This is a genomic window from Pseudomonas sp. RIT-562 (assembly GCF_026241895.1).
GTDB lineage: Bacteria > Pseudomonadota > Gammaproteobacteria > Pseudomonadales > Pseudomonadaceae > Aquipseudomonas > Aquipseudomonas mandelii_F.
The window spans coordinates 326,874-347,475 of record NZ_JAPJIV010000003.1; the positions used below are offsets into that span (position 1 = coordinate 326,874).

The window sequence follows — 20,602 nt, forward strand, 5'->3', positions numbered from 1 at the left end:
TACGGACTCTGTATTGTCCATTGCGTTCAACCCGCCCGTCTTGACAGCGGCGCAAATGACGCCCCACGACGGAAAAATGCTTATAATGCCCAGCGATTTTTTACCAGATTTACTCCAAGCTAGGGGCGTCTCTCTTTTCACCAGTCCCTGACGCCAAACTCATTCTTTACCCTGGATATCCAAAAGCCTTGATTCGTCTGCTGAAATTTTTCGGTTGGTCCATCGTCGCCGTTTTCTGCGGACTGCTTCTGAGTCTCAGTGGCGCCTATCTTTACCTTAGTCCGGGATTGCCGTCTGTGGAGGCCCTGAGAAGTATTCAGTTGCAGATTCCACTACGGGTATACAGCAGCGACGACAAGTTGATTGCAGAATTTGGCGAAATGCGCCGGACTCCAATACGTTTTGCCGACATTCCGCCCAATTTCATTAATGCGTTACTAAGTGCTGAAGACGACAATTTTGCCAACCACTATGGCGTCGATCCGAGCAGCCTGATGCGTGCCGCCACTCAGCTGGTGAAAAGCGGCCACATCCAGTCCGGCGGCAGCACCATCACCATGCAGGTGGCGAAGAACTTCTTCCTGACCAGCGAGCGCAGCTTCTCGCGCAAGACCACCGAAATTCTCCTGGCCCTGCAAATTGAACGGCAGCTGACCAAGGACGAAATCCTCGAGCTGTACGTTAACAAGATCTACCTGGGTAACCGCGCCTACGGCATCGAAGCCGCTGCGCAGGTGTACTACGGCAAGTCTATCCGTGACGTCAGCCTGGCGCAGATGGCGATGATCGCCGGCCTGCCGAAAGCCCCTTCGCGCTTCAACCCGCTGGCCAACCCGGCCCGCAGCAAGGAACGTCGCGACTGGATCCTCGGGCGCATGTACAAGCTTGGCAAGATCAACGAAGCCGACTACACCGCCGCGATCAACGAGCCGCTCAACGCCAGCTATCACGTCCCGACACCGGAAGTGAACGCGCCGTACATTGCCGAGATGGCTCGCGCCGAAATGGTCGGCCGCTATGGCAGCGGTGCCTATACCGAAGGTTTCCGCGTCACCACTACGGTACCGAGCAACCTGCAGGAAATGGCCAACACGGCACTCCATGAAGGCTTGATCACCTACGATCAGCGTCACGGCTATCGCGGCCCTGAATCGCGCCTGCCGGGCAAGACCCGCGAGGCCTGGGCTACCGAACTGACCAAGCAGCGCACCATCAGCAGCCTCGAACCAGCCATCGTCACCCAGGTCGACAAGAATGGCCTGCAGGTTCTGACCCGCACCGGCGAGGAACACGTCAGCTGGGACACGATGAAATGGGCGCGTCCATTCCTCAACACCAACAGCATGGGCGCCAATCCGAAGCAGCCAGCCGATGTCGCCCAGGTCGGTGACCTGGTACGCGTGCAGCGCCAGCCGGACAACTCGTTGAAGTTCAGCCAGATTCCGCAGGCCCAAGGCGCACTCGTTTCCCTCGACCCGCAAAACGGTGCCATCCGCTCGCTGGTAGGCGGTTTTGCCTTCGAACAGAGCAATTACAACCGCGCCCTGCAGGCCAAACGTCAACCGGGCTCAAGCTTCAAGCCATTCGTCTACAGCGCCGCGCTGGACAACGGCTACACCGCCGCCAGCCTGGTGAACGATGCACCGATCGTGTTCGTCGACGAGTACCTGGACAAGGTCTGGCGGCCAAAAAACGACACCAACACCTTCCTCGGCCCGATCCGCCTGCGTGAAGGCCTGTACAAGTCGCGCAACCTGGTGTCGATCCGCCTGGTGCAGGCGCTGGGAATCGACCGCACCATCGACTACATCAGCAAATTCGGCTTCAAGAAAGAAGATCTGCCGCGCAACCTGTCCCTGGCCTTGGGCACCGCGACCCTGACGCCGATGGAAATCGCCACCGGCTGGAGCACCTTCGCCAACGGCGGCTACAAAGTCACCTCGTACCTGATCGAAAAAGTCGAGAGCCGTAACGGTGACCTTCTGTACGCTGCCAACCCGCCAAGCGTGCCCAAGGGCGAGGTGGTCAGCGATGGCATCGCCGCGCCAGCCGCCAGCGCCTTCACCGTCAATGCCACGCCCGAAGACGCCGCAAGTGCCCAGCCGACGCAGACACCTGCAGTGGCTGAACGCATTGTCGATGGCCGCACCACCTACATCCTCAACAGCATGCTCGAAGACGTAATCAAACGCGGCACCGGCCGCCGTGCACTGGCCTTGGGCCGCAGTGACATTGCGGGCAAAACCGGTACGACCAACGAATCCAAGGACGCCTGGTTCTCCGGCTACAACGCCGACTACGTGACCACCGTGTGGACCGGCTTCGACCAGCCAGAGAGCCTGGGCCGCAAGGAGTTCGGCGGCACCGTGGCGCTGCCGATCTGGATGAATTTCATGGCCGCAGCGCTCAAGGACAAGCCGCCGCACACTCAACCTGAACCGGAAGGCATCTTGAGCCTGCGAGTCGACCCGGTCAGCGGCCGTGCAGCTTCCCCAGGCACGCCGGGTGCCTACTTCGAGCTGTTCAAGGCCGAAGATACGCCGCCGACTGGCAGCGAGCTGGGAAGCGGCTCTGCACCGGGCAGCCCATTGCCGGCAGATGAAGGTGCGCCGATCGATCTGTTCTGATCGCGCAGCGCAACGCAAAAGCCCCGCCTTCGAGAGAAGCGCGGGGCTTTTTGCATCAGGGATTGCCGTTACTCCGTCATCGCGAGCAGGCTCACTCCTACATCGGAATGCATACCCCTGTAGGAGTGAGCCTGCTCGCGATAGCGGTCGCACGATCACCACAAAACCAACATCCAATAAAAAGCCCCGACTCTCAAGAGCCAGGGCTTCTGGTCAATGCACTACAACGGCTTAGCCGTTAAACACATCATCCACGCTTTTCAGCGGGTAGTTCTTCGGATACGGCAGAGTCGCCACGCCGGTCTCGATCGCGGCCTTGGCCACAGCATCCGAGATCACGGTGATCAGGCGGGCATCCATAGGTTTCGGGATGATGTATTCACGACCGAATTCCAGCTTGATGCCGCCGTAGGCGTCGCACACTTCCTGAGGCACCGGCAGCTTGGCCAGTTCACGCAGGGCGTTGGCTGCAGCCACTTTCATTTCTTCGTTGATGCGCTTGGCGCGAACGTCCAGGGCACCGCGGAAGATGAACGGGAAGCCCAGTACGTTGTTGACCTGGTTCGGGTAGTCCGAACGGCCGGTGGCCATGATCACGTCGTCACGGGTGGCGTGCGCCAGCTCCGGGGAGATTTCCGGATCCGGGTTCGAGCAGGCGAACACGATCGGGTTGGCCGCCATGGACTTCAGGCCTTCCGCGCTGAGCAGGTTCGGGCCGGACAGGCCAACAAACACGTCAGCACCGGCCAAGGCGTCAGCCAGGGTGCGTTTTTCGGTAGCGTGAGCGAACACAGCCTTGTACTGGTTCAGGTCGTCACGGCCGGAGTGGATCACGCCGGTACGGTCAACCATGTAGATGTTTTCGATGTTGGCGCCCATGCTCACCAGCAATTTCATGCAGGAGATGGCAGCAGCACCGGCGCCCAGGCAGACGATCTTGGCTTCAGCCAGGGTTTTGCCAGCGATTTCCAGGGCGTTGATCATGCCGGCCGCAGTAACGATCGCGGTGCCGTGCTGGTCATCGTGGAATACCGGAATGTCGCACTGCTCGATCAGGGCGCGCTCGATCTCGAAGCACTCAGGAGCCTTGATGTCTTCGAGATTGATGCCGCCGAAAGTGATGGAGATGCGCTTGACGGTGTCGATGAAGGCTTGCGGGCTTTCGGAGTCGACTTCGATGTCGAACACGTCGATGCCGGCGAAACGCTTGAACAGTACACCCTTGCCTTCCATCACTGGCTTGGAAGCCAATGGGCCGAGGTTACCCAGGCCGAGAATCGCGGTGCCATCGGAAATGACTGCAACCAGGTTGCCTTTACCGGTGTATTTGTAGGCCAGTTCAGGATCGCGGGCGATTTCGCGTACTGGTTCGGCTACGCCGGGGCTGTAGGCCAGCGACAGGTCGCGGGCGGTAGCGGTGGCCTTGGTGAGCTCGACACTCAGCTTACCTGGACGAGGATGGGCGTGATATTCGAGAGCGGCAGTTTTCAGATCAGACATGGGGGCATTCCGCTTTTTACTGTTGGACAGACTGGTCAGCGAGGATACGCGCCTCGTAAAGTCCCCACAAGACTGACCGGTCACCCCTGTCAAGCACCGCGCCCTACGACTTTGGGCCAAGAGCCACGGAACACAAGGGATAGACTGTTCACAATCGCCTGAAAAAATGTCTACAATTTTTTCTCAGGGAGCCATCTGAAGCATTACCGGATCGGTCAATGGCAACAACCAGCGTGCCTGCCCGTTTTTCAATCCGCCACGCCGCGTCCGATCCACGACCCAACCTCGAGCCTCGACCTGCCTGCCCTGCAGCTGCTCCAGTGCGGATACGTCGAAGTGCTTCAGCAGATTGGGTGCAACCCGCAGCACAACCGAATCCTGCAACTCGATCCAAACTCCGCCGCCATTGCGCTGAACCTTGCTCACAACACCACTGAGGACGGTAAAGCCGGAAATGCTGATCTGGCTTGCCTGGAGGACAGGGGACCGGCGCCAGATCCCCAATCCGGCCTGGCGAGCGCTTTGCTCGGCTGCTTGCTGGCAGGCAACCAGATCAACATTCGGGGCCACAGCCACCTGGAAACCCAGGCCTTCGGCAAGCATCTGCGCTTCAAGGTTGGCACCATCGGCGCCGTAGACGTGGGCCAGGGTTCGCCCATAGTTGTCTTTACTGTCTTTCCCGGGCAGCAGGCCGACCCGCCCGTCGCTTGCGGCCACCAGGGCTTCCAGGCGTTTGCGCGCCGCGACAGCAAAGGGCTCATCAGTGCGACCTTGCTTGCCCAGCTCCGGGGTATTCAAACCAATCATCCGCACACTGCGGCCATCGCTCAGTCGCAACGTGTCGCCGTCCACGACTCGCTGCACCGCGGCTGACGCCAGGTTTTTCGGAGCTGGGCAGAAAGCCTGGGCACCCGGAAGCCAAATCGCGGACACAAAAAAGGCGCCCGCGAGGGACGCCTTTTTCAACAGCAAGGAACAGCCCAAGGGGCTCTTCAACCTTACTCTGCAGCAGCTGGAGCTTTCTTGCCGAAAGCACCGAAACGGTCTGCGAAGCGCTGTACACGACCGCCAGTATCCAGAGTCTTCTGCTTACCGGTGTAGAACGGGTGGCACTCGTTGCATACGTCAGTGCCCAGTGGCTTGCACAGGTTCGAACGAGTTTCGAACTTGTTACCGCAGCTGCAAGTTACCAGGATGGTTTCGTATGCTGGATGGATATCGGCTTTCATGGTGTATTCCTCAGGCTAGCGTGCCGCCACTCAACACTATTGTTGAATACCGCACGTAATTAGGCCGCGGATTCTACCAGACAATCCCGATCACGCAAGCTGTCCCTTCTACCGACCGTCTGCTAGGCTCCCTGCCTTCTTCACCGCTTCATCATCGAGAAAACCATCGCGTGCCCGACGCCATTCTGCGCCTAGCCCTGCCCTCGCCCCTGCGCCGCCTGTTCGATTACCGTGCTCCAGCCGGGGTCCTGCGTGCCCAGTTGCAACCGGGCATGCGCCTGCGGGTGCCATTCGGCCGCCGGGAGATGATCGGCATCCTGGTCGAAGTCACGGACACCAGCGAAGTACCGGTGGACAAGCTCAAGCCTGCCCTGGCCCTGCTCGACGCCACCGCACCGTTGCCACCGGCGCTGTTCAAGCTTTGCCTGTGGACTTCCCAGTACTACCAGCACAGCCTCGGCGACACCTTGAGCTGGGCGTTGCCGGTTTTGCTCCGTCAAGGCGAGCTGGCCGAAGCCCGCCAGGAGCGCTTCTGGTCCGCAGCACCTGGCGCCAGCCTCGATGACCCGCGTATCGCCCGCGCGCCACGGCAGCGCGAAGCCTTGGCTACGCTGGCCCAGCACCCCCACGGTGTGGCCCATCAGTTGCTGAGCAAGCTGATGTTGAGCAAGGACAGCCTGGATCTGCTGCTGGCCAAGGACCTGGTGCAAGTGGAGATCCGCAAGCATGCCCCCGGAGCACGTCACGAACACTGGCTGGCCCAGCCGGAGCTGCCGCTCAACCCCGAGCAACGCGCTGCCTATGAAGGCATTCGCGCCGGCTTCGACAGTTATCACGCGTTCCTGCTGGCCGGCGTGACTGGCAGCGGCAAGACCGAAGTCTATCTGCAACTGATCCGCGAAACCCTCGAGGCCGGCAAGCAGGCACTGGTGCTGATCCCGGAAATCAACCTGGGACCGCAAACCCTCGCGCGCTTCGAGCAACGCTTCAACGCACGCATTGCGCTGATCCATTCGGGTGTCAATGACCGCGAGCGCCTCGAGGCCTGGCTCGCCGCTCGGGATGGCGACGCTGACATCATTATCGGCACCCGCTCGGCGCTGTTCACTCCGATGAAAAATCCCGGGCTGATCATCATCGACGAAGAACACGACGGCTCCTATAAACAGCAGGAAGGCCTGCGTTATCACGCTCGCGACCTGGCGCTGGTGCGGGCCCGCCAGGAAAACATCCCGATCGTCCTCGGCTCGGCCACGCCTTCACTGGAAAGCCTGCACAACGCCTACACCGGGCGTTACGGCCTGCTACGCCTGAACGAGCGCGCTGGCGGGGCCAAACAACCACGCTTCCTGCGCCTGGATGTGAAGAGTCGTCCGCTGGACAGCGGCATTTCCGGCCCGATGCAACAGGCCATCGGGCAGACCCTGGCTGCCGGACAGCAGGTATTAGTGTTCCTCAACCGTCGCGGATTTGCCCCGACGCTGCTGTGTCATGACTGCGGCTGGATGTCCGAATGCCAGCGCTGCGATGCGCGGATGACCGTGCACCAGCGCTCCGGCGAACTGCGCTGCCACCATTGCGGCTATGTCGAGCGCGTGCCACGGCATTGCCCCAAATGCGCCAAAGTGGATCTGCGCCCGGTAGGCGCCGGCACCGAACGGGCCGAGGAGCGCCTGGCGATTTTGTTTCCGGACGTTCCGGTGTTGCGCGTCGATCGCGACAGCACCTCGCGCAAGGACGCGATGAACCAGCTGTTCGCGACCATCCAGAAAGGCCAGCCGTGCATTCTGGTGGGCACGCAGATGCTTGCCAAAGGTCACCACTTCCCCCGGGTCACACTGGTGTCGATCCTGGATGCCGACGGCGGCCTGTTCTCCGGCGACTTCCGCGCCAGCGAGCGCATGGCCCAGCTGATAGTGCAAGTCGCCGGACGTGCCGGACGCGCTGAAGAACCGGGCAGAGTGATCATCCAGACGCACCTGGCCGACCATCCGCTGCTGGTACAGTTGACCGAACAGGGTTACTTCGCTTTTGCCGAGCAGGCTCTGAGCGAACGGCGCTCGGCGGGCTTGCCCCCCTTCGCCCACCTGGCGCTGCTGCGCGCGGAGGCGCATAAGCCGGGGCAAGCCGAAGGTTTCCTGGACGAAGCCTGCAGCGAGGCCGAGCGCTTGCTGGCAGAGCAGAATTTGAGCGGTATCGAGTTGCTTGGGCCAGTGCCGGCCCCTATGGAGCGCCGCGCCGGTCGGTATCGGGCGCAACTATTGTTGCAGGCGACAGCTCGGGCGCCGCTGCATCGGCTGCTGAGCAGCTGGTTGCTGGTACTGGAGCAGATGCCGAGCGGGCGGGCGGTGCGGTGGTCGCTTGATGTCGATCCTGTGGATTTGTACTAAACACTGTGGGAGCAAGGCTTGCCCGCGATGGCGCCCTTGAGATCGCCATCGCGAGCAAGCTTTGCTCCCACAGGTCATCACCGATTAATAGTCACCACATATCCATAACCTGCCCGCTATAGTTGGCAAGCCCGTCTCCGCCACGGATAATGCCCAGTTTTTCCACCCGCGCATCCAGGCGCTGCCGCGCTTGCGGTCGAAAGAGAGCATCATGAAAGACACCATCCGCCAGCTGATCCAACAAGCCATCACCCAACTCGTCAACGAAGGTGTGTTGCCTGAAGGCCTGTCGCCGGCGATCCAGGTGGAAAATTCGCGCGACAAGAAGAACGGCGACTTCGCCAGCAACATCGCCATGATGCTGGCCAAACCGGCGGGCATGAAGCCACGCGACCTGGCGGAAAAGATCATCGCCGCGCTGCCATCCGATGAAAACATCACCAAGACCGAAATCGCCGGCCCGGGTTTCCTGAACTTCTTCCAGAATACCCAGGCTCTCGCCTCGCGCCTGGACGCCGCCCTGGCCGACGAACACATCGGCGTGCGCAAGGCCGGCCCGGCACAGCGCACCGTGGTCGACCTGTCGGCACCCAACCTTGCCAAGGAAATGCACGTCGGCCACTTGCGTTCGACCATCATTGGCGACGGCGTGGCCCGCGTGCTGGAGTTCCTCGGCGACGAAGTGATCCGGCAGAACCACGTCGGCGACTGGGGCACCCAGTTCGGCATGCTGATGGCCTACCTGCAGGAAAATCCGATCACCAGCGACGAGCTGTCGGACCTGGAGAACTTCTATCGCGCCGCCAAGGGCCGCTTCGACGAGTCCGAAGAGTTCGCCGACCGTGCCCGTGGCCTGGTGGTCAAGCTGCAAGCCGGCGACCCGGAGTGCCTGGCGCTGTGGACCAAGTTCAAGGACATCTCGCTGTCGCACTGCCAGAAAATCTACGAACTGCTCAACGTCAAGCTGACCATGGCCGACGTGATGGGCGAAAGCGCCTACAACGACGACCTGATCAACGTGGTCAACGACCTCAAGGCCGCCGGCATGCTGGTCGAGAGCAACGGCGCGCAGTGCGTGTTCCTCGACGAGTTCAAGAACGCCGACGGCGACCCGCTGCCAGTGATCATCGTCAAGGCCGACGGCGGGTACCTGTACGCCACCACCGACCTGGCGGCCGTGCGCTATCGCAGTGGCAAACTCAAGGCTGATCGCGCCCTGTACTTCGTCGACCAACGGCAGGCACTGCACTTCCAGCAGGTGTTCGCGGTGGCTCGCAAGGCTGGTTTCGTGACGCATCCGATGGAAATGGAACACATGGGCTTCGGCACCATGAACGGCGCTGACGGCCGTCCATTCAAGACCCGTGACGGCGGCACCGTGAAGCTGATCGACCTGCTGACCGAAGCCCAGGAGCGCGCCTACACCCTGGTGAAGGACAAGAACCCGGAGCTGGCCGAAGCCGAGCTGCGCAAAATCGCCAAGGTCGTGGGCATTGGCGCGGTTAAATACGCCGACCTGTCCAAACACCGTACCAGCGACTACAGCTTCAACTTCGACCTGATGCTCAACTTCGAAGGCAACACCGCGCCATACCTGCTGTACGCCTATACCCGCGTGGCTGGCGTGTTCCGCAAGCTGGGCAAGGACTTCAGCGAAGTCGAGGGCCAGATCACCCTAGAAGCCGTACACGAGCACGAACTGGCGGCCAAGCTGGCGCAGTTCGGTGAAGTCCTCAATAACGTTTGCGACAAAGGCACGCCGCACATTCTGTGCACGTACCTGTACGATGTCGCGGGCCTGTTCTCCAGCTTCTACGAGAACTGCCCGATCCTCAGCGCCGAAACCCCGGCGCAAATGCAGAGCCGCCTGCGCCTCGCCGCGCTGACCGGCCGCACTCTCAAGCAAGGCCTGGAACTCTTGGGTCTGGAAACTCTGGAGCGTATGTAAGTTGGCTGCCAAGAAAAAACCTGCACCCAAGCGTGGCGCCAGCCGTTACCAAGCACCTGCCAAGCAACCGATCCCGGGGTGGCTGTGGATGGCCATCGGCCTGACGGTCGGAGCCTTCATCGTCTTCCTGATGAAGCTGGAGCCTGGCAAAGGCAGCGAGAGCGTCAAGCGCGAGAAGATCGAGCAGCAGAAAGCTACCCGGATCGCCGAGGCCAACAAGACCCCGCCGAGCCCGACACAACCGGTGAAGCCGAAGTACGACTTCTACACGTTGCTGCCGGAATCGGAAGTCATAGTGCCTGCCGATGCCGTGCCGGAAAAAACCCTGCCGACACCACAGGTGCCGGCCATTCCGACCACTCCGGTGACGCCGGAGCAGGCAGCCAAGATCGACACTGCGCGCGCACAGGCAGCACTGGCAGGGATTACCCCGCCGCCAGCGCCACCGGTGAGCAAGGCCGCCCCAGTGACCAAATTCTTCCTGCAGGCCGGTTCGTTCCGCAAGGAAGCTGACGCAGACAAGGTTCGTGCGCAGATCATCCTGCTTGGTCAGGCAGTGGCGGTTGAATCCGGCACCGTGAAAGACGAAACCTGGTATCGGGTACTGGTCGGGCCGTTCAGCAACCGAGAACAGCTGACTACCGCGCAAAAACAACTGGCCGGCAGCGGTTTCAGCAATCTGTTGTTACAACAACGCCAGAGTCGCTGAGTTCTTCAGCACTACCGCGTTATCGTTAATCGCGGGCAAGCCTTGCTCCCACAGGATGGCATCGATCTGTGGGAGCAAGGCTTGCCCGCGATGGCATTCGTGCAGGCAACACCACTCGCCAATCGTCCACCGCTCGTCCTCTCTCCCGCCACACAGTTGAAAAACTCGTCACCACCCCCATATGAGTTTTCATAAGGCATTTTCGCCCCGCTGCGTGGAGACTCTCCCTTGACCACCATCGTTTCAGTTCGCCGCCACGGCAAAGTCGTCATGGGCGGCGACGGCCAGGTTTCTCTCGGCAACACCGTGATGAAAGGCAACGCGAAAAAAGTTCGTCGCCTGTACCACGGTCAGGTTATCGCCGGTTTTGCCGGGGCCACGGCTGACGCTTTCACCCTCTTCGAGCGGTTTGAAGGTCAGCTTGAGAAACATCAGGGTCACCTGGTTCGCGCTGCTGTCGAGCTCGCCAAAGAATGGCGTACCGACCGTACTCTGAGCCGTCTCGAAGCCATGCTGGCAGTGGCTAACAAAGACGCTTCGCTGATCATCACCGGCAACGGCGACGTGGTCGAGCCTGAAGAAGGCCTGATCGCCATGGGTTCCGGCGGCGGTTACGCCCAGGCCGCTGCGAGCGCGCTGCTGAAGAAGACTGACCTGTCCGCCCGTGAAATCGTCGAAACCGCACTCGGCATCGCTGGCGACATCTGTGTATTCACCAACCACACTCAGACCATTGAGGAGCAGGACTGCGCCGAATAAGCCTGTTTCGGCCTTTGCGCCACGGCTCATTCTTGCTTGAGGTCCGCCAATTACTATGTCCATGACTCCCCGTGAAATCGTCCACGAACTCAATCGCCATATCATCGGCCAGGACGATGCCAAGCGCGCCGTCGCCATCGCGCTGCGTAATCGCTGGCGCCGTATGCAGCTGCCGGAAGAGCTGCGCGTTGAAGTAACTCCCAAGAACATCCTGATGATCGGCCCGACCGGTGTCGGCAAGACCGAAATCGCCCGTCGCCTGGCCAAACTCGCCAACGCGCCGTTCATCAAGGTCGAAGCGACCAAGTTCACCGAAGTCGGATATGTCGGTCGCGATGTCGAATCGATCATTCGTGACCTGGCTGACGCCGCTATCAAGCTGCTGCGCGAACAGGAAATGACCAAGGTTCGCCACCGCGCCGAAGACGCCGCCGAAGAGCGCATCCTCGACGCCTTGCTGCCACCGGCTCGCATGGGCTTCAACAACGACGAGGCGCCATCGGCCGATTCCAATACCCGCCAGCTGTTCCGCAAACGCCTGCGCGAAGGCCAGCTGGATGACAAAGAGATCGAAATCGAAGTCGCCGAAGTGGCCGGCGTCGATATCTCCGCGCCGCCGGGCATGGAAGAAATGACCAACCAGCTGCAAAGCCTGTTTGCCAACATGGGCAAGGGCAAGAAGAAATCCCGCAAGCTCAAGGTCAAGGAAGCGCTGAAACTGGTACGCGATGAGGAAGCCGGGCGCCTGGTCAACGACGAAGAGCTCAAGGCCAAGGCCCTGGAAGCGGTTGAGCAGCACGGTATCGTGTTCATCGACGAAATCGACAAGGTCGCCAAGCGCGGCAACTCCGGCGGCGTCGACGTCTCCCGCGAAGGCGTACAGCGCGACTTGCTGCCGCTGATCGAAGGCTGCACCGTCAATACCAAGCTGGGCATGGTCAAGACTGACCACATCCTGTTCATCGCATCGGGCGCGTTCCACCTGAGCAAGCCCAGCGACCTGGTGCCCGAACTGCAAGGTCGCTTGCCGATCCGTGTGGAGCTCAAGGCACTGACGCCAGAAGATTTCGAGCGCATCCTCAGCGAGCCGCATGCATCGTTGACCGAGCAATATTGCGCGTTGTTGAAAACCGAAGGCCTGGGCATCGAGTTCCAGCCGGACGGAATCAAGCGCATCGCCGAGATCGCCTGGCAGGTGAACGAGAAGACCGAGAACATCGGTGCCCGTCGCCTGCACACGCTGCTGGAGCGTCTGCTCGAAGAAGTGTCGTTCAGTGCCGGCGACCTCGCCAGCGCTCATGACGATAAGGTGATCATGATCGACGCGGAATACGTCAACAGCCACTTGGGCGAATTGGCGCAGAACGAAGACCTGTCCCGTTATATCCTGTAAGCCATATTTACTGTGGTAGAGGATCCTGTGGGAGCGGGCTTGCTCGCGAAAGCGGTCTGGCATTCAACATTGATGTTGAATGCCATAGCCCCTTCGCGAGCAAGCCCGCTCCCACATTTGAACCGAGGTCCCCCACGCAAACGGATGACCCGCCATGATTCCTACCGACATCAAACTGCACAAAGCCTCGAAAACCCTGTCGCTGAAATACGCGTCCGGCGAGGAACATCACCTGCCCGCAGAATTCCTGCGAGTGCACTCCCCCTCCGCCGAGGTCCAGGGCCACGGCAAACCCATCCTGCAATTTGGCAAGATCGGCGTAGGCCTGAGCAAGGTCGAACCGGCCGGTCAGTACGCACTTAAATTGACCTTTGATGACGGCCACGACAGCGGCCTGTTCACCTGGGAATATCTGTATCAGCTGGGCGTGCGCCAGGAAGATCTCTGGAATGATTATCTTGCCGAGCTCAAGGCAGCCGGGAAAACCCGCGACCCGAACCAATCCGTCGTCAGGCTGATGCTCTAGTCCGCACCTCTTGCTCATTAGAAGGCATTTTCTAATTCCATCTGTTTGAATGCTCCGCTCCAGGGCGAACGATTCGCCCGCTTGCGAAAAAAATTAAACTCGGGTAACCAATGGAGCTGGCAAGTTCCCTGCAGTGCTCTCTGCATAAAAGCAGTGGTGCAGAACTATCGGTCACCCGAGTAGTAGTACCTGGCATTTGCTGTGTGACTACACAGCTGGACTCAGGTACTCGTCTCAGGACAATGGAGCGTCGTAGATGAGTAACAAGAATAACGATGACCTGAAATCTCAGGCCTCGGAAAATACCTTGGGGCTGAATCCTGTCGTTGGACTGCGTAGAAAGGATCTTCTGGGCTCAGCTCGAATGGTGCTGACCCAAGCCATCAAACAACCGATTCACAGCGTCAAGCACGTTGCCCATTTCGGCCTCGAACTCAAGAACGTACTGTTCGGCAAATCCGAACTCCAGCCTGCCGGTGATGATCGTCGCTTCGCCGACCCGGCCTGGAGCCAGAACCCTCTCTACAAACGTTACCTGCAAACCTACCTGGCGTGGCGCAAGGAACTCCACGACTGGATCGACGACAGCAGCCTTTCACCCAAGGACGTCGCCCGCGGGCACTTCGTCATCAACCTCATGACCGAGGCAATGGCCCCGACCAACAGTGCGGCCAACCCGGCGGCGGTCAAACGCTTCTTCGAAACTGGCGGTAAAAGCCTGCTCGATGGCCTCTCGCATCTGGCCAAGGACCTGGTACACAACGGCGGCATGCCGAGCCAGGTCAACATGGGCGCGTTCGAAGTCGGCAAGAGCCTGGGCGTGACCGAAGGCGCAGTGGTGTTCCGCAATGACGTCCTGGAATTGATCCAGTACCGGCCAATCACCGAGCAGGTGCACGAGCGCCCGCTGCTGGTGGTGCCGCCACAAATCAACAAGTTCTATGTATTCGACCTGAGCCCGGACAAGAGCCTGGCGCGATTCTGCCTGCGCAATAACGTCCAGACCTTCATCGTAAGCTGGCGCAACCCGACCAAGGAGCAGCGCGAGTGGGGTCTGTCGACCTACATCGAAGCGCTGAAGGAAGCGGTCGACGTGGTCAGCGCCATCACTGGCAGCAAAGACGTGAACATGCTCGGCGCCTGCTCCGGCGGGATCACCTGCACCGCGCTGCTGGGCCACTATGCCGCGATCGGCGAAAACAAGGTCAATGCCCTGACACTGTTGGTCAGCGTGCTGGACACTACCCTGGACAGCGACGTGGCGTTGTTCGTCGACGAGCAAACCCTGGAGGCCGCCAAGCGTCATTCCTACCAGGCCGGCGTACTGGAAGGTCGCGACATGGCGAAAGTCTTCGCCTGGATGCGCCCCAATGACCTGATCTGGAATTACTGGGTCAATAACTACCTGCTGGGCAATGAGCCTCCGGTATTCGACATCCTGTTCTGGAACAACGACACCACCCGATTGCCCGCGGCCTTCCACGGCGACCTGATCGAGATGTTCAAAAACAATCCACTGATCCGTCCGAATGCACTGGAAGTGTGCGGCACCGCCATTGATTTGAAACAGGTGACGGCCGATATCTTTTCCCTGGCCGGGACCAACGACCACATCACCCCGTGGAAGTCCTGCTACAAGTCGGCGCAACTGTTTGGCGGCAAGGTCGAGTTCGTGCTGTCGAGCAGCGGCCACATCCAAAGCATTCTGAACACGCCCGGAAATCCGAAGTCACGTTACATGACCAGTAGCGAAATGGCGGCGAACGCCGAGGAATGGCAGGAAAACTCTACCAAACACACCGACTCCTGGTGGCTGCACTGGCAAGCATGGCAAGCCGAGCGTTCGGGCAAGCTGAAGAAGTCGCCGACCAGCCTGGGTAACAAGACCTACACCGCCGGCGAAGCAGCGCCGGGCACTTACGTACACGAGCGGTAACCGATACACCCCGGTCTGTAGGAGCTGCCGCAGGCTGCGATCTTCTGATTCTGGTTTTCATAATCAAGATCAAAAGATCGCAGCCTTCGGCAGCTCCTACGGGATCGGGGATGAATTCACCCACAGGGCCTGAAGCATGCCGCAACCGTTCATTTTTCGTACCGTCGACCTGGATGGCCAGACCCTCCGGACCGCAGTACGCCCCGGCAAGCCTCATTTGACGCCCTTGCTGATTTTCAACGGCATCGGCGCCAACCTGGAGCTGGTTTTCCCGTTTGTCGCGGCGCTGGACCCGGACCTGGAAGTGATTGCCTTCGACGTACCTGGAGTGGGTGGCTCGTCGACGCCAAGTCGGCCCTACCGCTTTCCGGGGCTGGCAAAACTCACGGCACGCATGCTCGACTATCTCGACTACGGTCAGGTCAATGTGATCGGCGTGTCCTGGGGTGGCGCCCTGGCCCAACAGTTTGCGTACGACTACCCGGAACGCTGCAAAAAACTGGTGCTGGCGGCGACTGCGGCTGGTGCCGTGATGGTCCCGGGCAAACCGAAAGTGCTGTGGATGATGGCCAGTCCCCGGCGCTACATCCAGCCGTCCCATGTGATCCGTATCGCGCCAATGATCTATGGCGGCTCGTTCCGTCGTGACCCGACCCTGGCGGCCAGCCACGCGGCCAAGGTCCGTTCGGCGGGCAAGCTCGGTTATTACTGGCAACTGTTCGCCGGTCTGGGTTGGACCAGCATTCACTGGCTGCACAAAATCCACCAGCCAACCCTGGTGCTGGCCGGTGATGACGATCCACTGATCCCCCTGGTCAATATGCGACTGCTGGCCTGGAGGATTCCGAATGCCCAGTTGCACATCATCGATGACGGACACCTGTTCCTGATCACCAGGGCCGAAGCAGTCGCGCCGATCATCATGAAATTCCTGGAAGAAGAGCGCCAGCGCGCAGTGATGCATCCGCATCCGGCGCCATTGGGCAGTTAAACCGCCTCGACACCTGGTCACAAAATGCGTGCGGCAGGACGCCGTAACGCGCAACAACTCGTTAGTGCGTCTATGGTGTTCTGGTTCAGTGTGTTTGTTTTTGGCCTGAAGACGAAGGAGTGTTGAGTCATGCGCGAAAAACCAGTGCGGGATTCCCTGCCCACTCCCGCCGCGTTCATCAACGCACAAAGTGCGATTACCGGCTTGCGTGGCCGCGATATGCTGTCGACCTTGCGCACTGTGGCCGCTCACGGCTTGCGCAATCCACTGCACAGTGCCCGGCATGCCTTGAAGTTGGGCGGCCAGCTCGGTCGCGTGCTGCTGGGTGAAACCCTGCACCCGACCAACCCGCAGGACAATCGGTTCGCCGACCCCGCCTGGAGTCTCAATCCGTTTTACCGACGCAGCCTGCAGGCCTACATCAGCTGGCAGAAGCAGGTTAAAAGTTGGATCGACGAGAGCAACATGAGCCCCGACGACCGGGCCCGCGCGCACTTCGCGTTCGCCTTGCTCAACGACGCCGTGGCGCCCTCCAACTCCCTGCTCAATCCGCTGGCCATCAAGGAGATCTTCAATTCCGGTGGCAACAGCCTGGTCCGCGGGATCAGCCATCTGGTCGACGACTTCCTGCACAACGACGGCCTGCCCCGGCAAGTCACCAAACAGGCCTTCGAAGTCGGCAAAACCGTCGCGACCACTACGGGTTCCGTGGTATTTCGCAATGAACTGCTGGAGTTGATCCAGTACCGGCCAATGAGCGAAAAGCAATATTCCAAACCCTTGCTCGTGGTGCCGCCGCAGATCAACAAGTACTACATTTTCGACCTGAGTCCTGCTAACAGCTTCGTCCAGTTCGCCCTGAAAAACGGCCTGCAGACCTTCATGATCAGCTGGCGCAACCCCGATGTACGTCATCGCGAATGGGGCCTTTCTACCTACGTCGAAGCCGTGGAAGAAGCGATGAACGTGTGCCGGGCGATCACCGGCGCGCGCGAAGTCAACCTGATGGGTGCCTGCGCCGGCGGGCTGACGATTGCCGCGCTGCAAGGTCATCTGCAGGCCAAGCGCCAGCTGCGTCGAGTGTCCAGCGCGACGTATCTGGTGAGCCTGCTCGACAGCCAGATGGACTCCCCCGCCACCTTGTTCGCCGATGAACAGACGCTGGAGGCGGCCAAGCGCCGCTCGTACCAGAAAGGTGTGCTGGACGGTCGCGACATGGCCAAGGTGTTCGCCTGGATGCGCCCCAACGATTTGATCTGGAGTTACTTCGTCAACAATTACCTGCTGGGCAAAGAGCCGCCTGCATTCGACATCCTCTATTGGAACAACGACAACACCCGCCTACCTGCGGCGCTGCATGGCGATTTGCTGGACTTCTTCAAACACAATCCGCTGAGCCACCCCGGCGGGCTGGAGGTGTGCGGCACTCCGATCGACCTGCAGAAAGTCACGGTCGACAGCTTCAGCGTGGCCGGCATCAACGATCACATAACGCCATGGGATGCGGTGTACCGCTCCACATTGCTGCTGGGCGGCGACAGGCGTTTTGTGCTGTCCAACAGCGGTCATGTGCAGAGCATCCTCAACCCGCCGAGCAATCCAAAAGCCAACTACATCGAAGGCGCCAAACTGAGCCTCGACCCACGGGCCTGGTATTACGACGCGAAGCAGGTCGACGGTAGCTGGTGGACCCAATGGCTGAGCTGGGTTCAGGCGCGCTCAGGGGCGCAGAAGGAAACCCACATGGCTCTGGGCAATCAGAATTATCCACCCATGGAGGCAGCACCCGGCACCTATGTGCGAGTGCGCTGACGTTCAACGAACCATTAAGAAGACTGGATGAAGACCCGCGACCGGATTCTCGAATGTGCCTTGCAGTTGTTCAACCAGAAGGGCGAACCGAACGTTTCAACCATGGAAGTTGCCAATGAAATGGGGATCAGCCCGGGCAACCTTTACTACCATTTCCACGGCAAGGAACCGCTGATCCTGGGCTTGTTCGAGCGCTTTCAAAGCGAGCTCGCCCCGCTGCTCGACCCACCTTCGGATGCGCAACTGGCGCCGGAAGATTACTGGCTGTTCCTGCACCTGATTGTCGAGCGGCTGGCGCACTACCGGTTTCTGTTCCAGGACCTGTCCAATCTGGCCGGGCGCCTGCCCAAGCTGGCCAAGGGCATCCGCAACCTGCTCAACGCCCTGAAGCGTACGCTGGCCTCGCTATTGGCGCGCTTGCAGGCCCAGGGGCAATTGGTCAGTGACACCCAGGCGCTTGGGCAACTGGTAGAGCAGATCACCATGACCCTGCTGTTTTCACTGGACTACCAGCGGATAATCGATCGCGAAGGAGAGGTCCGGCTGGTGGTGTACCAGATCATGATGCTGGTGGCTCCGCACTTGTTGCCACCGATCAAAGTGGCGACCGAGCATCTGGCGATGCAGTACCTCGAAGAACACGACTGAAATTTTACTGAATGAACACATAACCCTGTGGGAGCGGGCTTGCTCGCGAAGGCGCTGTGTCATTCAACGGATGGTTTGACTGCTACACCGCCTTCGCGAGCAAGCCCGCTCCCACAGGGGATCCATGGTGATCAGTAAATATTGGGCACAAAAAAACGCCCGACCTTCGCAGGCCGGGCGTTTTTTATTTAGCCCTGGAATCAGGACTGACTGGTTGGCGTCGATGGAGCTGGCGCGGCAGTCGGGGTCGCAGCAGGGGTCGGCGCGGCGGCCGAGTTCGACGTGCTGGCTGGAGCCGGTGTCGGCTTGGCAGCTGCAGTTGCTGTCGCTGCTGGTTTGGCTGCGGCTTTCGGTGCCGCCGGCTTTTTCACTGCAGGCTTCTTCGCCGCAGCAGGTTTGGCCGCTGGCTTGGCAGCGGGTTTGGCTGCAGCAGTCTTGGCCGCAGGTTTGGCTGCCGGCTTAGCGGTAGCTTTTGCGGCAGCCGATTTGACGGCTGACTTCGCTGCGGCAGGTTTGGCTGCGGCAGTCTTGGCCACCGACTTGGCGGCCGATGCGGCTTTCGCTGCAGTCTTGGCTACCGGCTTGGCGACAGCTTTGGCCAGTGGCTTGGCAGTCGATTTGGCAGCAGGTTTGGCGGCAGCGGTTTTCGCCGCAACTGGCGCAACCTTGGCCCCGGTGAGTTTTTCAATCTGCTTGGTCAGCGTATCGACCTTGCTGTGCAGTGCCTTGACTTCATTACGGCTCGGCACGCCCAGACGCGAAATGGCGCTGTTCAAGCGCTTGTCAAAAGCACCTTCCAGCTCATCCCACTTGCCCAGCGCACGATCTTTCACGCCGCTGATGCGCGACTTGGCCGAAGTGGCGGAGTCTTTTGCCGCATCAACTTTATCGCCCACTGCATTCTTGGCGAGCTTCTCGGCTTTCTCGCCGTCTTTTACCAATGTATCGAAGAGCTTGCTGCCGTCAGTGTCGATCTTCGAGTACACGCCTAAACCGGCCAGCCAGATTTTGCGGGAGTAGTCTTCAACTTTCCCGATCCACGAGCTGCCATCTTTTTCGGTGTTCTTTTTACCAGCCATCCCGTTCTCCTTAAGATTTACGCGCGACGCGTTCGAGCAATGCCGTCAGCTCATCGAGCTTAGCAGAGAGTGTCTCAACGTCATGTTTAGACGGAATGCCGATACGATTCAAGGCACTTGCAACACGCGAGTCGAACGCCTTCTCGACCTTGTCCAGTTGCAGTTCTACTTTGCCTTTAAAAGTGCTGACTTCACTCTTCGCTTCATCGATCTCGGAGTTGGCGGCTTCAAGTTTTTCCGCAACTACCTTTTTACCTTTCTTTTCAACAGTTTGACCTTCTTTGATCAACTCCTGAAAGTACTCGCTGCCTTCTTGACCGACCTTGGTGTAGGCCCCCAGGCCTGCCAGCCAGATCTTGCGGGCATAGGATTTGACGTCGCCCAGAGCAGAAGTCGAAGCGTCGATTTTTTTCTTCAGAATTACTTTGGCCATGGTGCACCTCACGCGCAGAAGGTTTGAGGAACTGCCCGCGAAAGAGTCGGGCTCATGCACAAAGTAGGGAGAAAAATTAGAAACGGCACCCTAACCTCTGGTGCACCTTAAACAAATGTAGGAGTGAGCCTGCTCGCGATAGCGGTCTGTCAGCCGAATTGATGTCGACTGACAGACCGCTATCGCGAGCAGGCTCACTCCTACAGAGGTTGCATGTCACGCTAAAATCAAACCAACGCTTTATCGAGGGCCTTCTCGATTTCCGACTTGATCATGCCGCTCATGGCCGACATCATCAGGCCCAACTCCACGTCGACTTTGATCGAATCCTCGGCAACATGCACCGCGCCTTTTACCCCGGAGCGCTTGAGGTTCAGGGTATCGCCCGACCACTGCGGCTCCAGGCCATATTGATCAGACAGTTTCTGCGCCAGCAAGTCAGCCTTCTCGCGGGCCGCTTCCTTACCCAGGGTGTGGGCACGTTCAACACTAATACGGGCCATCTAATGACTCCTGCTTTATGAATGCTTCCTGAAGCATCTTGACCGCCACTGCGGCAAAACGTCCCGGTGATTGCCTATCTTACCTTTAGCCACTCCAAGACAAAGCAGGCCACCGGGAT

17 protein-coding genes are annotated in these 20,602 nt (G+C 59.8%); 11 read left to right on the plus strand and 6 right to left on the minus strand.

The window, feature by feature from the left end; translation table 11 throughout:
- The first annotated feature begins 191 nt into the window (after positions 1 to 191).
- Complete coding sequence (locus tag ORL50_RS06330) at positions 192 to 2,627, plus strand: penicillin-binding protein 1A (RefSeq protein WP_416236010.1); 2,436 nt, start codon at positions 192 to 194, stop codon at positions 2,625 to 2,627.
- 231 nt (positions 2,628 to 2,858) lie between these two features.
- Here the strand turns inward: ORL50_RS06330 and ORL50_RS06335 are convergent, their stop codons facing one another.
- The 3 genes from ORL50_RS06335 to rpmE all read right to left on the minus strand — a co-directional run bounded on the left by ORL50_RS06335 (position 2,859) and on the right by rpmE (position 5,356).
- Complete coding sequence (locus tag ORL50_RS06335) at positions 2,859 to 4,127, minus strand: malic enzyme-like NAD(P)-binding protein (protein WP_045061943.1); 1,269 nt, start codon at positions 4,125 to 4,127, stop codon at positions 2,859 to 2,861.
- Positions 4,128 to 4,310: 183 nt separating this feature from the next.
- Positions 4,311 to 5,099, minus strand: coding sequence for a thermonuclease family protein (locus ORL50_RS06340; protein ID WP_266011464.1), 789 nt, complete (start codon positions 5,097 to 5,099; stop codon positions 4,311 to 4,313).
- 26 nt (positions 5,100 to 5,125) lie between these two features.
- A complete protein-coding gene (gene rpmE / locus ORL50_RS06345) occupies positions 5,126 to 5,356 on the minus strand; it encodes a 50S ribosomal protein L31 (RefSeq protein ID WP_045061944.1) in 231 nt (76 codons plus the stop codon).
- A gap of 170 nt (positions 5,357 to 5,526) precedes the next feature.
- Between rpmE and ORL50_RS06350 the strand changes: the two genes are divergently transcribed.
- The 10 genes from ORL50_RS06350 (at position 5,527) to ORL50_RS06395 (ending at position 18,468) form a co-directional block, all read left to right on the plus strand.
- Positions 5,527 to 7,746 carry a primosomal protein N' gene (locus tag ORL50_RS06350; protein WP_266011208.1) on the plus strand — a complete coding sequence of 740 codons (2,220 nt, stop codon included), beginning with the start codon at positions 5,527 to 5,529 and terminating at the stop codon, positions 7,744 to 7,746.
- Between the two features lie 211 nt (positions 7,747 to 7,957).
- Positions 7,958 to 9,694 carry an arginine--tRNA ligase gene (gene argS / locus ORL50_RS06355; protein ID WP_266011210.1) on the plus strand — a complete coding sequence of 579 codons (1,737 nt, stop codon included), beginning with the start codon at positions 7,958 to 7,960 and terminating at the stop codon, positions 9,692 to 9,694.
- 1 nt (position 9,695) lies between these two features.
- Positions 9,696 to 10,403: an SPOR domain-containing protein gene (locus tag ORL50_RS06360; RefSeq protein ID WP_045061948.1), complete on the plus strand. Its 708-nt coding sequence runs from the start codon at positions 9,696 to 9,698 to the stop codon at positions 10,401 to 10,403.
- 228 nt (positions 10,404 to 10,631) lie between these two features.
- A complete protein-coding gene (gene hslV, locus ORL50_RS06365) occupies positions 10,632 to 11,162 on the plus strand; it encodes an ATP-dependent protease subunit HslV (protein WP_007948954.1) in 531 nt (176 codons plus the stop codon).
- 55 nt (positions 11,163 to 11,217) lie between these two features.
- A complete protein-coding gene (gene hslU, locus ORL50_RS06370; protein ID WP_266011221.1) occupies positions 11,218 to 12,555 on the plus strand; it encodes an ATP-dependent protease ATPase subunit HslU in 1,338 nt (445 codons plus the stop codon).
- 154 nt (positions 12,556 to 12,709) lie between these two features.
- On the plus strand, positions 12,710 to 13,081 hold the full coding sequence (locus ORL50_RS06375; RefSeq protein ID WP_266011223.1) for a gamma-butyrobetaine hydroxylase family protein: 372 nt from the start codon (positions 12,710 to 12,712) through the stop codon (positions 13,079 to 13,081).
- A 256-nt stretch (positions 13,082 to 13,337) separates the two neighbouring features.
- Entirely contained in the window at positions 13,338 to 15,017 is a 1,680-nt protein-coding gene (gene phaC, locus ORL50_RS06380) for a class II poly(R)-hydroxyalkanoic acid synthase (RefSeq protein ID WP_266011225.1), read from the plus strand.
- A gap of 136 nt (positions 15,018 to 15,153) precedes the next feature.
- Positions 15,154 to 16,008, plus strand: coding sequence for a poly(3-hydroxyalkanoate) depolymerase (gene phaZ / locus ORL50_RS06385; protein ID WP_266011227.1), 855 nt, complete (start codon positions 15,154 to 15,156; stop codon positions 16,006 to 16,008).
- 129 nt (positions 16,009 to 16,137) lie between these two features.
- A complete protein-coding gene (phaC, locus tag ORL50_RS06390) occupies positions 16,138 to 17,820 on the plus strand; it encodes a class II poly(R)-hydroxyalkanoic acid synthase (RefSeq protein ID WP_266011229.1) in 1,683 nt (560 codons plus the stop codon).
- 27 nt (positions 17,821 to 17,847) lie between these two features.
- Positions 17,848 to 18,468, plus strand: a complete 621-nt coding sequence (locus ORL50_RS06395; RefSeq protein ID WP_266011231.1) for a TetR/AcrR family transcriptional regulator — start codon at positions 17,848 to 17,850, stop codon at positions 18,466 to 18,468.
- A gap of 200 nt (positions 18,469 to 18,668) precedes the next feature.
- Here the strand turns inward: ORL50_RS06395 and ORL50_RS06400 are convergent, their stop codons facing one another.
- The 3 genes from ORL50_RS06400 to ORL50_RS06410 form a co-directional block, all read right to left on the minus strand.
- The gene (locus tag ORL50_RS06400) at positions 18,669 to 19,547 is read right to left on the minus strand and encodes a phasin family protein (protein ID WP_266011233.1); all 879 of its coding nucleotides are present in this window, start codon (positions 19,545 to 19,547) and stop codon (positions 18,669 to 18,671) included.
- A 10-nt stretch (positions 19,548 to 19,557) separates the two neighbouring features.
- Positions 19,558 to 19,980 (minus strand): phasin family protein, encoded by a 423-nt coding sequence (locus ORL50_RS06405; protein WP_266011235.1) that lies wholly within the window; start codon positions 19,978 to 19,980, stop codon positions 19,558 to 19,560.
- A gap of 227 nt (positions 19,981 to 20,207) precedes the next feature.
- Positions 20,208 to 20,483: a polyhydroxyalkanoic acid system family protein gene (locus tag ORL50_RS06410; protein ID WP_266011237.1), complete on the minus strand. Its 276-nt coding sequence runs from the start codon at positions 20,481 to 20,483 to the stop codon at positions 20,208 to 20,210.
- Positions 20,484 to 20,602: the final 119 nt, after the last annotated feature.